The organism is Candidatus Palauibacter australiensis (assembly GCA_026705295.1).
Taxonomy (GTDB): domain Bacteria; phylum Gemmatimonadota; class Gemmatimonadetes; order Palauibacterales; family Palauibacteraceae; genus Palauibacter; species Palauibacter australiensis.
On sequence record JAPPBA010000146.1, the window covers coordinates 35,274 to 48,894 of the forward strand.

Consider the following 13,621-nt stretch of genomic DNA (forward strand, 5'->3'; position numbering starts at 1 on the left):
AGATGCAGGAGATTCAACGTGAGATCACGCAGATTGTGCCGCGTGCGCCCGGGCTTTCCCGGAAGCGGCCTTCGCGTCGCGGTCCCGGCCGCCGCGATCGCGCTCATCGCGGCCCTCTCGCTCGGGGTCGCCGGCTGCGCCGCGCCGGACGCGGCGTCGGACCCCGCCGCGTCCGATGCCTCCCCTGCCTCCCTTGCGCCGGACCAGATCGACGCGATCCACGCCATCGCCACGGCCCCCATCGAGGCCGGTCGGACTGCCGGCATGTCGATCGCGGTCGTACGCGGGACGGACACGCTCCTGATCGAGGAGTTCGGTCACGCCGACCTCGAACTCGGCGTGCTCACGCCGCCGGACGCCGTTTACGAGGTCGGATCCGTGACCAAGCAGTTCACGGCGGCGGCCGTTCTCCTCCTGCAGGAGGAAGGGAAGCTCTCCCTCGACGACCCGCTCACGCGGTGGCTCCCCGACTACCCCATCGGGGACCGTACCGTCACCGTCCGGCGACTCCTCGACCACACCTCGGGCATCAAGGGCTACACCGAGATGGAGCATCTCTGGGTCGAACTCGCTCCCCTCGACCTGCCGCGGGACACGCTCGTCACGCTCTTCGCCGCCGAGCCGTTCGAGTTCGAGCCCGGCACGGCGATGACGTACAACAACTCGGCGTACTTCCTCGCCGGACTCGTCATCGAGGCGGCGAGCGGCATGAGCTACGAGGACTTCGTCGAGGAGCGTCTCTTCGCTGCGGCCGGGATGGAACACTCCCGCTACTGCCACAAGGACGAACTCACGCCCAACCGCGCGAAGGGGTACGAGCCGCGCGACGACGGGCTGCACCCGGCCCCGTACCTGGACCACCAGTGGCCCTACGCCGCGGGATCGCTCTGCTCCACGGTGCGCGATCTCGTCGCCTGGAATCAGGCCCTCCACGGAGACGGCGGGGGCGGCGAGATCCTGAGTCCCGAGAGCTACCGGCTGATGATCACGCCGGAGCCCCTGCTCGACGGCACGAACCTGCGCTACGCGAAGGGTCTCGCGGTCACGGACCGGGACGGGACCCCGCGGATCGGGCACGGCGGCGGGATCTTCGGCTACGTGTCCGACCTCCGCTACGTGCCGTCCGAAGACCTGTCCATCGCCGTGCTCATCAACACGGCCGGAGGCGCCTCGTCGGGCGGGATCGCGGGCCAGGTCGAGAACGTGGTGCTGGGCGAACCGGCGGAGCCCGCCGTGGCGCCCTTCGAGGGCGATCCCGCACCGTACGCGGGCCGCTACGAAGGCCCGGCCCGAGGCCAGCGCATCACCGCGACAGTGGCCGCCGAGGACGGGCAACTGACGGTAAACACGGGAGGCGGCCCGGCCACCCTCTCGTGGCTGGGCGGCGACGAGTTCGCCGATGGGCGGACCCGCTACCGCTTCATCCGCGGAGAGAGTTCCGAAGGCGCCGGAGCCGGAGCCTCCTTCAATGAACTTCGGATGGACGTCGTCTCGGGACACTTCGTCCTGCGGAGGGTGGGCCCATGAACGCGCATCGAACTGTCGCCCGCCGCGCTCGCGGCACTCTCGTCGCTTTCGTCGCCGGGCCGATCCTCGTCCTCACCGGGCTCGTCACGGCGCCCGCCCGCCCGGCCGCGGCACAGGATCTGGCACCGCTCATCGGCGCGCAGACGAGCGAACTCGCGGCGGTCGTGGAGCGCTACAGCACTGACCGGACCGCGCTCGGCCGGCGCTGGAACGTCCCCTACTCCCCCGAGCGCAACGCGCGCTTCCGCGACTTCTTCTCGGACTGGCGGCGGCGGGTCGAGGCGCTCGACTTCGAGTCTCTCTCCCTCGAGGGGCGGGTGGACTACGTCCTCCTCCTCAACGAACTGCGCTATCGGCTCAACCTCCTGACGCGCGAGGCGGGGCTCGCCACCGAGATGGACGGGTTCATCTCCTTCACCTCGCTCATCGTGGAACTGGAGGAGCGCCGACGGCGTCGCGAGCCGGTGGAGTCGGAGGCTGCCGCGGCGCGTCTCGCGGAACTGCCGTCCGAGATTGAAGCCGCCCGCGCCGAGGTCGAGGCCCGGCTTGAGAGCGGGGAAGACGTGTCCCGGATCGTCGCGCTCCGGGCGGTCACGGCGCTCGCCGAGCGCACGCGGCTGCTCGAGGACTGGTACGAGCACTACGCCGGCTACGACCCCGTCTTCACCTGGTGGAACGAGGACCCGTACGCCCGCGCGAAGACCGCGCTGGACGGTTACGCGACCTTCCTGCGCGAGTCGGTGATCGGCTACCGGGCGGGCGAGGACGAACCCATCGTCGGCGACCCGATCGGGGCGGAGGGTCTCGCCGCGGACCTGCGCCACGAGATGATCCCCTACACGCCCGAGGAGCTCATCGCGATCGCGGAGCGGGAATATGCCTGGTGCGAGGCGCGGATGATCGAGGCCTCGCGCGAACTCGGCTACGGGGACGACTGGCGGGCGGCGCTGGAGTACGTGAAGACGCTGCACCGCGCCCCCGGCGACCAGCCGCAGATGATCCGGGAACTCGCCGACGAGGCGCTCGCCTTCGTCACCGAGCGCGACCTCCTCACCGTCCCGCCGCTCGCCGACGAGATCTGGCGCATCGAGATGATGTCCCCGGAGCGCCAGAAGGTGTCGCCCTTCTTCCTCGGCGGGGAGGTGATCCAGGTCTCCTTCCCCACCGACGGGATGGAGCACGAGTACAAGCTCATGAGCATGCGGGGGAACAACGAACACTTCTCCCGCGCGACCGTGCATCACGAACTCATCCCCGGACACCACCTGCAGGGGTTCATGACGAGCCGCTTCAACTCGCACCGCGGTGCGTTCTCGACCCCGTTCTGGGGCGAGGGGTGGGCGCTCTACTGGGAGATGCTGCTCTGGGACCTCGGCTTCCCGACGACCCCCGAGGACCGCATCGGCATGCTGTTCTGGCGCATGCATCGCACGGCCCGGATCATCTTCTCCCTCTCCTTCCACCTTGAGCGTATGACCCCGCAGGAGGCGATCGACTTCCTCGTCGACCGGGTGGGGCACGAGCGCGCGAACGCCGAGGCGGAGGTGCGCCGCAGCTTCAACGGCTCCTACTCGCCGCTTTACCAGGTCGCTTACATGATCGGCGGGCTGCAGTTCCGGTCCCTCCACGAACAACTCGTACAGTCGGGGGAGATGACGAACCGCGCCTTCCACGACGCGATCCTCCGGGGCGGCCGGATGCCGGTCGAGATGGTGCGCGCGCGCCTGCTCGACGAGGCGCCGCCGAAGGACTTCGAGTCGGAGTGGCGCTTCGAGGGCGACCCGCTCCGCCGCATAACGTCGGAGGAGTCGGCCTCGCCCGGCCCGACCTCGCGGCGCCAGACCCCGTAGCGGCTGAACTCGCAGGAGACCGCGTACCGACGCGCTGAAAGGACGACACATGGCTCGCGACCCGCATATGACGCCGATTCCCGGCATCCTCCTCGCTCTGAGCGCCGCGGTCGGCGGCGGGGGCGAGCTTCAGGCGCAGCATGGTGGCGACGGCGGCGCGCTCTCGATCGACCAGCTCCTGTCCATCGAGTCCGTCGTCGGGGGCGCGCCCGCCTGGTCGCCGGACGGCTCGGCGATCCTGTTCGAGTCGGGGCTGACCGGCGGGCTCATGACCCTGTCGCCCGAAGGCGGCTTCCCCACCCGGGTGCCGGTGGACATGGGCGGCTCCGGCCACTTCCTCAGCTCGCAGATGCCGGCCTGGTCGCCAGCCGGAACGTGGATCTCCTATGTGTCGGACAAGAGCGGTGCGCCGGAGATATGGCTCTGGTCGGCGCGCGACGGTGCGGACGTCCAACTCACCGATCTCGGGGCGCGGATCAACTCGATGAGCTGGTCCCCCGACGAGCGCTCGATCGTCTTCGCCGGCGACCGCTTCGGCAACTACGACATCTGGAAGGTGGACGTCGCGACCCGGCGCGTGGACCGCATCACCGAGGACAAGCGCTACGAGGTCTTCCCCACCTGGACGCCGGATTCACGCCACATCCTCTACGTCCGCCTCGATGACGCGTGGGAGGACCACGACGTGATCGAGGTCGACGCCATGGGCGGCGACCCGCGCACGGTGATCGAGGATCGCGATTTCTTCGACTACGGCGCCGGAGCGACCTTCGGCTACCCGAGCGTCTCCCCGGACGGAGGCTCGATCCTCTTTCGCTCTCACCGGAGCGGCTGGATCAACTACTGGCTCGCGCCGCGGGATGGGGGAGACCCGCGCCCGGTCGCGCCGGCCGAGGCCGACCAGAGCGCGGCCGCGTGGTCCCCCGACGGGCGCTGGATCGCCTACACGGAGAACCACAACGGACACCACGACCTGCGCGTGGTGTCGGCGGACGGGGGCGAGCCGCGGGTGCTCGTGTCGCCGAAGGCCGGCGTCGCGTCGAGCCCCTCGTGGTCTCCCGATGGCCAGGCGATCGCGTACCTCCAGGAGGACCTGCTGAGCCCGCGCGACCTGTACGTCGTGTCGCTCGAGGACGGGAGCAGCCGGCAACTCACCTCGTCCATGCCCGCCGGCAACTACGGCGCCCGGCTCGTCGCGCCGGAGAAGATCCGCTACGAGAGCACGGACGGATACTCGATCCCGGCCTATCTCTACCGGCCGCCGGGCGCCGCGGCCGGGGACGGCCTTCCCGGCGTGATGTGGATCCACGGGGGACCCACGTCGCAGTTCCACGACACCTTCCAGCAGCATGTGCAGTTCTTCGTCCAGCGCGGGTACGTCGTGCTCCTGCCCAACATCCGCGGGAGCTCCGGTTACGGGAAGGCGTTCGCCGATGCGAACAACGGCTGCTGGGGGCACTGCGACCTGGAGGACGTCGTCGCGGGCGCCGACCACCTGCGGGCGCTCCCGGAGGTCGACCCGGAGCGGATCGGGATCACGGGGACGAGCTACGGCGGGGTGATGAGCATGTACGCCGTGGCCTTCGCGCCGGACGCCTTCCGCGCCGCGATCCCGGGCTCCGGCTACACGGATTGGGTCCACTTCTACCACGGGGAGAACGAGCTCCGGCACATCAAGCTGCTGGACCACGAACTGGGGCCCTTCGAGACGAGCGAGGAGGTGTGGAGCCACAGTTCGTCGATCTCGAACGTGGCTGACGTCTCCACGCCCATCCTCCTCATCCACGGGGTGGGCCGCTATCCCGGTTCCGACCAGTCCGAGATCTTCGCGCGGGCGCTGGAGAACTACTACAAGCCGTTCCAGTACAAGACGTATCCCAACGAGAACTACTACGTGTACGGGAAGGCGAACCGCCGCCAGATGCTCCTCGACATGCGCGACTTCTTCGAGCAGTTCCTGAGGTGACGAATGACGACGCCCCCTGTCGGAGCGGACGGTAGCCGGGCGTGAGGCCCCGCGCCCGCGCCACGCAGCTCCTTGCCTCGACGATCCTCGTGTCGGGCTGCGAGCGCGTCGAGCCCGTCCCGTCCACCGACGTCGGGGCCGATGCCATCGCTGCCCGAGCCGCGACCGAGGCCGGCCCGCTCGAAGTGGTTGTCGAGACGAGCCAGGGCGAGTTCGTCATCGCCGTGCACCGCGAGTGGGCGCCGCTGGGAGCCGAGCGGTTCCTCACCCTCGTCGAATCCGGCTACTACGACGACGCCCGCTTCCACCGAGTCGTCCCCGACTTCATCGTCCAGTGGGGGCTGGCCGGCGACCCCGCCATCACCGCCCAGTGGATGAACGCCTACATTCCCGACGACCCCGTCGTCGCCTCCAACACCCGCGGCCGCATCGCCTTCGCCTTCACCGACCCCGGAACTCGCGCCACCCAGGTGTATATCAACCTTGTGGACAACGTGCGCCTCGACTCGACGGGCTTCGCGCCCTTTGGCGAGGTCATCAGCGGGATGGAGGTCGTGGATGCGCTCTACTCCGGCTACGGAGAGAACTCCGGCGGCGGCCTGCGCCGAGGCGACCAGAGCCGCATCGTCGCCGAAGGCAACACCTACCTCGACCGCGAATACCCCCTCCTCGACCGGCTGCTCCGAGCTCTTCGGCGTTAGGCGAGTCGTTCGGAGGGTGCCCGGCTCCTTGCGATTCCGAGCCGTGGCCGCGGCGATCATCGCCGCTTGTACGTCTCTTGCGGGGTGTGAACTGGTGGACACGGTGGCCCCTTTCCTGGTCCCCAACCGAGCCCCGGTCGCACTGGGTAAAATTCCCCCAGCATACAGAAACTGGCGCTATGCACCGTCACCGGACGTAGCTGTCTGGCCGTATTTCGACGATCCCGATGGGGATTCTCTTACGTTCACTGCCACACCGGGCGATCCCGAAATACTGCGCGTGAGGGTTGTCGATGGTTTTGTGGAAGTGCGGGCACTGAGATGGCGTACCGCAGCTGTGACCGTCACGGCCACCGACCCGAGCGGCTTGACGGCGCAGCACACGTTCGACTCCGGAGAAACGGGGAGTCTCCCGGGACTAGTCCCGCCAGGCTACCCTGTGCCGCCGCGATCGACCGCTGCGATCCCTTCTTTACAGGTTCTGCGTGGCCAGAGTGCGGCGGTGCATTTGGGCGCCCACTTTGAGGCGTATCCGTTCCAGGCAAGGTTCGTGGCCACTTCGTCCTCGCCCGGTAGCGTGGAGGTTTCGGTCTCGGGGGATACGCTTGCCATTGACGGCGTAGATCTGGGCTCGGCGCTCGTCAACGTGAGCGCGATCACCGAGGCCGGCTTGGCAACGCAGGAGTTCACGGTCGTGGTGGATCCACCCGCCGCTCGTCTCAATTCGGCTCCTGCGTTTCAAGGGTTGTCGTCTCGGAAAGTCATCCCCTAGGGCATTGGGTTTGCCCTCGATGTTTCGCCGTATTTCCTGGATCCAGAGGGAGATGCGCTGGCGTACGCCGCCAGGCGGGGCGGTCCCGTCCTGATCGCAAGTTTCAGAGGGGGTACACCCGCGCCAATCGGTGAAGTCGCTGTCTCCGTCGCCTCCGCGAGCAGGATCGACGTACGGGGTACCCGAACCGGCTTCGCACGGATCACGATCACCGCGACAGATCCGGGCGGATTGCCGGTGCATGGTGATCTGATCGTAGAGGTAACGCCGCCTGTGCGCCGCTGACGGAGAGAACGGCGTCGCACCCCGGCGTGCGGGCCGCAAGGAAACGCACGGCTACTCCGCCTCGTGCGACGTATCGCGCCGACGTCCCTTTTCGGCTTCCGTCCTCGATCCGTCACGGTCGTACAGCTCCTCGCGAGTCAGGTTTTCCGACATTCGCAGATCCACGCCGCGGGCATCGAAGTCCTCGAATACCTCGTTCAGGTGCCGGCGCCGGCCGAACTGAACAGCGGCTTTCTGTTGCATCCGAAGCAACGCCGCGGCTCCCGCGGCGCCCAGGCGGAGGAGGTCGTCGAGTTCGGCGCGGGTGAAGGGGGCTCCTTCCGCCGTTCCCTGCACCTCGACGAGGCGGCCGTCCTCGAGGTGGACGAAGTTGAAGTCGACGTCGGCGGCCGCGTCCTCCACGTATTCCAGGTCGAGCCTCGCCTCGCCGTCCACCATGCCGGCGCTGATCGCGGCGACCCACTGGCGGAGCGGGCTGGCTTCGATCGCGCCTTCGGCGACCAGGTGCTGGAAGGCCATCTCGAGCGCCACGCACGCTCCCGTGATCGAGGCGGTGCGGGTGCCGCCGTCGGCGACGAGGACGTCGCAGTCCACGGTCACGGTCCGCTCGCCGAGCGCCGCGAGATCGACGGCCGCCCGCAGCGAACGTCCGATGAGGCGCTGGATCTCCTGCGTGCGACCCCGGGCTCCCCGGCGCTCGCGGCGGGTTCGTTCGGTCGTGGCCCGGGGCAGCATGGCGTACTCGCCGGTGACCCAGCCGCCCCGGCCCTCACGCCACGGCGGGACGCTCTCCTCGACCGAGGCCGTGCAAAGCACGCGCGTCATCCCCATCGTGATCGTGCACGATCCCTCGGCGAAGGGGGCGGTTCCCGTCTCCAGGGTCGTGGGTCGCAGGGCGTCCAGCGCCCGCCCGTGTGGACGTGCCGGCATGGGGCAGCCTCGGTCGAAGGGTCGAAAAGGGGAGAACCGATGAACGGCGAACGCGTTGAGAGTATGCCGGCCGCGACCCCGCTGCGATGGCGGATCCCCGCGCTGCGCTCGGTGGCGCGTCGCCGAGTGCCGACCCGCCCCGCGATCACGTGTCTCGCACTCGCGGGTGCCATCCTCGCCTGCGCGCCCGACGATGCGCCGGAAGCGGAGGTGGAGATCGTCCTGACGAGCGTGCTGTTCACCGGGGCGACCGTCATCGACGGATCCGGCGAGCCATCGTTCGTGGCCGACGTGGCGGTGGAGGGCGACCGGATCACCTTCGTCGGCGATGCCTCGGCGGCGGGTCTCGCTGTGCGCGACACGATCGCGCTGGACGGCCTGCTGCTCACGCCCGGCTTCATCGACATGCACAGCCATATCACGATCATCACCGTCGGAGAACCGTACGGGCTCGCCGCTACCGAGTTCCTCACGCAGGGGATCACGACCGGCATCATCGGCGTCGACGGCGCGAGCAGCACCGACCTCGCCGCGCTCTACGGCGACCTCGAAGCATCCGGCGTCGGGAAGAACATCATCTCCTACATCGGGCACGGTTCCGTTCGGGAGGCGGTGATGGGGATGGACGACCGCGCCCCCAGCGCGGGGGAACTCGAAGAGATGAAGGTCCTCGTCCGACAGGGAATGGAGGACGGCGCCTTCGGGCTCTCCAGCGGTCTCTTCTATACGCCCGGCTACTACGCGGAGGCCGACGAGGTCATCGAACTCGGCCGCGTCGCGGCGGAATACCCGATCGGCGGGGAGCACGCCCCGGTCTACGACACGCACGACCGGGATCTCGGCGCGGCGTACCAGGGCATCGGCTACCACGATTCGATTCGCGAGGCGATCCACATCGGGGCGGAGTCCGGCCTCCGCACCATCTTCAGCCACTTCAACGCGCAGGGAGCGGCGTTGTACGGACGGGCCTCGGAAGGCGCCGCGATCATCGATTCGGCGCGCGCGGAGGGCCTCGAAGTGGCGGGCGCGCAGCACGTATACACGTCCACGATGTCGAGCCTGCGCGCCTACACGATCCCGCGCTGGGCGCAGGCCGGCGGTCCGGAGCAGATGGTGCGCCGCTTCCAGCATCCCGACACGGCACGGGTCCTCGACGTGCAGACGATGGAGATGCTCGAGATCCGCGGCGGCCCGGAGCAGATCGTGTTCGCCGACGCGAGGCCCGAGTTCAACGGCAAGACGCTGGCCGACGTGGCGGCCGAACGAGGGCTGCCCGTCCCCGAGGCGGTGCGCGAGATCATGTCCGGGTCGAACCCGTGGGTGATGAACCGCGACCTCTACGACGTCGAGAACACGCGCTATCTCGCGACGATGCCGTGGATGATGACGTGCACGGACGGCGCCACGCCCGCACCGGGCGCGGAGATCGTGCATCCTCGCGTGTACGGGGGTTTCCCGAAGAAGATCAAGGACTTCGTGGACCGGGACGGTGCGATCGGACTCCCGTTCGCGATCCGGAGCATGTCGGGCCTCGCCGCGGACTTCCTGAGGCTGGACGATCGCGGCTACATCCGCGAAGGTCTGGTCGCGGACATCGCCGTCATCGACCTCGACCGGTTCACGGACCGGGCGACGTATGACGACCCGCACCAGCTATCGGAGGGCGTCGTGCACCTGCTCGTGAACGGCCGCTTCGCGATCCGCGACGATGAGGTGACCGGCGAACTCGCCGGCCGCCCCCTGCGCCGCCCCTGACGCGGCTGGACGTTCGGCGCCGGCAAGCCTTTACGGAATACGTAAAGGCGCTTACGATTCCGCGCACATGATACGAAGCTTCAGGGATCGGAGAACGCGACGTTTCTTCGAAGGGCAGCGCGTTGCGGCGTTTCAAGGTTTTTTGGATCAGGCCGTGCGCCGACTCATCATGCTGGACAGCGCGGAAACGCTCGGCGACCTGGCCGCACTGCCCAGCAACCGGCTGGAAGCGCTGCGAGGCGACCGCGCCGGTCAACACAGCATCCGGATCAACGCGCAGTGGCGGATTTGCTTCCGCTGGGCCGACGACGGGCCGTACGAGGTGGAGATTGTCGATTATCACTGAGGGCGTATGACATGAGTGCGAAGAACCGCATGAGGCCAGTGCATCCCGGCGAAATCCTGCGCCAGGAGCTCGACGAGCTGGGGCTATCGGCAAACGCTCTGTCGAAAGCGCTCGGCGTGCCCGTAAATCGGGTGACAATGATCCTTAACGGCCAGCGGGGTGTGAGCGCGGACACGGCACTCCGGCTGGCGCGGTACTTCGGGACGACGGCGCAGTTCTGGCTGAACCTGCAGAAGACCTGGGAGCTTCGGCGGGCGGAGATCGAGGCTGGCCGTGAGATCGCCAAGCAAGTGACGCCCCGGCATGCGGTTGTTTAGAGGAGGCGTGGCCCGCCCCGAAGCCTCCGCGGCGGCTGTTTTCGCACTCGCCCTGTTTCCGGCGGCGGTCGCCGCGCAGGCCGGGCTCGTCATCGAGGACGGCCAGGCGCAGATCGTCCCCGCCTTCGCGGATTCATCCGCCTGGATCCGGCATGAGCTGTGGGTCGAGACCGAGTTCGACTCCGACGGCGACGGCCGGCCGGACCGGGTGCACCTGGATGTGACGCGTCCGGCGCAGACCGACGGCCAGGGCCTGAGGGTGCCGGTCATCTACGAGACGAGCCCCTACTACTCGGGCGTCGCCGGTATCGACTTCGCGCACTTCTGGGACCTCCGCCAGGAGGTGGGCGGCGACGCCCCGCCGCGCGACCCGTTCCCGGCCACGATCCAGCACATCCCGAACCAGCCCCGGATCTCGAACTCGCACGTCGCGACCTGGGTGCCGCGAGGGTTCGCGGTGGTCCACTCGCAGTCGCCCGGGACGGGCCAGTCGCAAGGCTGCCCGACCGTCGGCGGCGCCAACGAATCGCTGGCGCCCAAGGCGGTCATCGACTGGCTCAACGGCCGGGCGCCGGGCTTCACGAGCGTGGACGGGGACGAGGAAGTCGAGGCCTACTGGGCGACCGGAAGGGTCGGGATGACGGGCACCTCCTACAACGGCACGCTCCCCCTGGCTGCCGCCACGACGGGCGTGGAGGGGCTGGAGGCGATCATCCCCATCGCGCCGAACACCTCCTACTACCACTACTACCGCTCCAACGGGCTGGTGCGGTCGCCGGGCGGCTATCCCGGGGAGGACGTCGACGTCCTGTTCGACTTCATCTTCAGCGGCTTCCCGGAGGTCCGCGACTACTGCCTCGCGAACGTGCGCGACGAGATGACGGCGCGGCTGGACCGCGTCACGGGCGACTACAACGACTTCTGGGCGGGCCGCGACTACCTGAACCATGTGGACGGCGTGCGGGCGGCCACCCTCATGAGCCACGCCTTCAACGACTGGAACGTCATGCCCGAGCACAGCCACCGCATCTCGATGGCGCTCGGGGAGCGGGGCGTGCCGCTGCAGATCTACTACCACCAGGGCGGGCACGGCGGGGCGCCCCCGCTCGAACTCATGAACCGGTGGTTCACCCGCTACGTGGTCGGCGTCGAGAACGGCGTGGAGGAAGACCCGGCGGCATGGATCGTGCGGGAGGGAGACGACCGCGCGGAGCCCACGCCCTACGCGAGCTATCCCCACCCCGAAGCCGACGCCGTGACTCTCCGCCCGGATGGCGACGGACACTGGACCGGCACGCTTTCCCTCGACGAGGCGAGCACCGGGACCGGTGCGATCGTCGACAACTTCGCCTTTACCGGCGACCAACTCGCCGCGACCGAGTGGTCGAGCCACCGTCTGTTGTACGCGACGCCGGAACTGCGCGAGGACGTCCACCTGTCGGGCGTGGCGACGGTCCGCGTGCGGATGTCGGCGGACGCGCCCGCGGCCAACCTGTCCGTGTGGCTGGTGTCGCTGCCGTGGACCGAGAGCGGGGAAATCAACGACAACATCATCACGAAGGGTTGGGCCGACCCCGCCAACGCGGGCGCCGAGGACATCGCCTCCCCCCGCACCGGATCACCGCTCGCACCGGGGGAGTTCGTCGACCTGGAGTTCGCGCTCCAGCCCGACGACCAGGTGATCCCGGCCGGAGCCCGCATCGGCCTCATGATCTTCTCCAGCGACAAGTTCTTCACGCTGCACCCCGACCCCGGCACGACCCTGACCGTCGACCTGGGCGAGACCCGTCTCGCGTTACCCGTCGTCGGAGGGAGCGCGGCTCTGCGCCGCGCCCTGGGCGTCCCCGCCTCCGATTAGCGCCCGGCGGATACAACCCTCTGTAGAAACGGCGCCTCTTACAGAACGAGGCCGCCACGCCGCGGACAGCGGTCGACATCCACGATGTTTCAGCCGGGACCGGAACCATGCGCGTTTGCGGGAGCTTCCTTGCCGCCGGAGTCCTCAGTTGCGCTGCCATCGCCTGCGGCGGCGCTCACCCCGAGCCGGAAGATCAACCCCCGAACGCGGTCCTGGTCTCCGATTCAGCGGGCGTCACGAACATCGCCCTGGGCCGGGTGGAGGAGCTGTCGGTACCCCTCCTGGAGGCGGACCTCCTTTTCTCCACCCGCGAACTCGGAGTCGAACTGTTCTGGGTCGGTGACGCGCTTCTGCTCGGGAACGGCGGCCTTGCGCTCGCCAACACCGGTTCGGGCGAGGTGCTGCTCTTCTCCGCCGACGGTTCGCTCACGGCCCGGATCGGGGGGCAGGGCGAGGGACCGGGCGAGTTCAGCGATGTCACGACGCTCCTCGGGACGGACGGGGGGTTCCTGGCCTACGACGCCAGACTGGCCCGTCTCAACGAGTTCCTGGAGAGTGGGGAATTCCTTGCGTCGTCGCCTCTCTCCGCCCAGAGCGCCATCGTGAGCCTGAAGCCGCTGGCGAGAGACGCCGCAGGGAACATGCTCGCCGTCCTGGGAGAACAGCGGTACTTCCTGCCCGAGGGGATGAAGAGGGACACGACCCCCCTGCTGGCGTTCAAGGATCTTGAGACCGACCCGGACACGCTGGGCGTGTTGCCCGCCACGGAGTGGAGCTATGGCGGCATTCCCGGTGGCGGGTTCACCCGCACCGAACCCGCGTTCGGGCGGGACATCATCGCCCGCGGATTCAGGGACCGGGCCCTGATCGGCGACACCGACGTGCTGAGCCTCTCCGTGCACGCGGCGGACGGGAGTCTGACCCGTCGGATCCGTGGCTCGGCTGGCGGCCGGGCGGTCACGGCCGAAGAAATCGGGACGTGGAGAGCGGAGCGGCTCGCCCGCAGGGGTCCGGACGCCCCCGACTGGTTCATGGAGTTTGTCGAGAACGCCCCCTACCGGGAGACGCACCCCGCCTTCCACTCGGCCGTGCTGGGTCCCGATGAGATGGTCTGGATCGGGCTTGTGACCCGCCCCGGCGAGGAGACCCGCCGCTGGCTCATCCTCGGCCCCGACGGACAGCCGCGGGGATGGCTGGATCTTCCCGCGGAAGCGAGCGTGCTGGCCGTCGATGCCGACCGCTTCGTGCTCCTCCAGCGCAACGCGCTCGACGAAGAGGACGTGAGGCTCTACGATCTGCGCCTCCTACCGTAAG

9 protein-coding genes and 1 pseudogene are annotated in these 13,621 nt (G+C 68.8%); 9 read left to right on the top strand and 1 reads right to left on the bottom strand.

The features are described from left to right. Positions 1–18 precede the first annotated feature (18 nt). From OXN85_12055 to OXN85_12070, 4 genes are read left to right on the top strand one after another with little or no spacing between them, the layout of a single operon-like run. Positions 19–1,527, top strand: a complete 1,509-nt coding sequence (locus tag OXN85_12055) for a serine hydrolase (protein MCY3600690.1) — start codon at positions 19–21, stop codon at positions 1,525–1,527. Further along, complete coding sequence (locus OXN85_12060) at positions 1,524–3,377, top strand: DUF885 family protein (protein MCY3600691.1); 1,854 nt, start codon at positions 1,524–1,526, stop codon at positions 3,375–3,377. Before OXN85_12055 ends, OXN85_12060 begins: the two co-directional genes overlap by 4 nt. Positions 3,378–3,426: 49 nt before the next feature. Next, positions 3,427–5,343, top strand: coding sequence for a S9 family peptidase (locus OXN85_12065; GenBank protein MCY3600692.1), 1,917 nt, complete (start codon positions 3,427–3,429; stop codon positions 5,341–5,343). A gap of 41 nt (positions 5,344–5,384) precedes the next feature. Continuing rightward, positions 5,385–6,044, top strand: coding sequence for a peptidylprolyl isomerase (locus tag OXN85_12070; protein ID MCY3600693.1), 660 nt, complete (start codon positions 5,385–5,387; stop codon positions 6,042–6,044). 1,285 nt (positions 6,045–7,329) lie between these two features. Here OXN85_12070 and rph read toward each other — a convergent pair. Further along, positions 7,330–8,031 (bottom strand): annotated as a pseudogene (gene rph / locus OXN85_12075) (ribonuclease PH). A 39-nt stretch (positions 8,032–8,070) separates the two neighbouring features. Here rph and OXN85_12080 point away from each other — a divergent pair. The 5 genes from OXN85_12080 (at position 8,071) to OXN85_12100 (ending at position 13,620) form a co-directional block, all read left to right on the top strand. Then, complete coding sequence (locus OXN85_12080) at positions 8,071–9,786, top strand: amidohydrolase family protein (GenBank protein MCY3600694.1); 1,716 nt, start codon at positions 8,071–8,073, stop codon at positions 9,784–9,786. A 67-nt stretch (positions 9,787–9,853) separates the two neighbouring features. Then, the gene (locus tag OXN85_12085) at positions 9,854–10,132 is read left to right on the top strand and encodes a type II toxin-antitoxin system RelE/ParE family toxin (protein MCY3600695.1); all 279 of its coding nucleotides are present in this window, start codon (positions 9,854–9,856) and stop codon (positions 10,130–10,132) included. Between the two features lie 11 nt (positions 10,133–10,143). After that, entirely contained in the window at positions 10,144–10,449 is a 306-nt protein-coding gene (locus tag OXN85_12090) for a HigA family addiction module antitoxin (GenBank protein MCY3600696.1), read from the top strand. A 7-nt stretch (positions 10,450–10,456) separates the two neighbouring features. Beyond that, positions 10,457–12,307: a Xaa-Pro dipeptidyl-peptidase gene (locus OXN85_12095; protein MCY3600697.1), complete on the top strand. Its 1,851-nt coding sequence runs from the start codon at positions 10,457–10,459 to the stop codon at positions 12,305–12,307. A gap of 107 nt (positions 12,308–12,414) precedes the next feature. After that, positions 12,415–13,620, top strand: coding sequence for a hypothetical protein (locus tag OXN85_12100; GenBank protein ID MCY3600698.1), 1,206 nt, complete (start codon positions 12,415–12,417; stop codon positions 13,618–13,620). Position 13,621 lies beyond the last annotated feature (1 nt).